Source organism: Vibrio ordalii ATCC 33509 (assembly GCA_000257205.1).
Lineage (GTDB): Bacteria > Pseudomonadota > Gammaproteobacteria > Enterobacterales > Vibrionaceae > Vibrio > Vibrio ordalii.
Genome location: AEZC01000035.1, coordinates 1 through 306 on the forward strand (window position 1 = coordinate 1; position 306 = coordinate 306).

Annotated in this window: 1 protein-coding gene; it reads left to right on the top strand. The window is 39.2% G+C overall.

Annotation, left to right across the window (positions count from 1 at the left end; all coding sequences use genetic code 11):
- The coding region (locus tag VOR_RS16610) for an HD-GYP domain-containing protein (protein ID WP_010318089.1) at positions 1 to 294 on the top strand (294 nt) is incomplete at its 5' end.
- Positions 295 to 306 lie beyond the last annotated feature (12 nt).

Below are 306 nucleotides of genomic sequence, written 5' to 3' on the forward strand. Positions count from 1 at the left end.
AAAAACACCGGTCCACTGATTGTGAAAGCAAAAGAAATTGCAGGTAGTCATCATGAAAAATGGGATGGCAGCGGTTATCCCAATGGATTGGCTGGCGAGCAGATACCCATCAGTGGTCTTATCACCGCGTTAGCGGATGTGTTTGATGCTTTAGGATCTAAACGTAGTTATAAAGAGCCTTGGTCGGAAGATGATATTAAAAATGAATTAATTAGCCAAAATGGTAAACATTTTGACCCGACTTTAGTTACTTTGTTGATTGATAATTGGGAGTATTTTATCGCTATTCGGTAAGCGCATCATAAA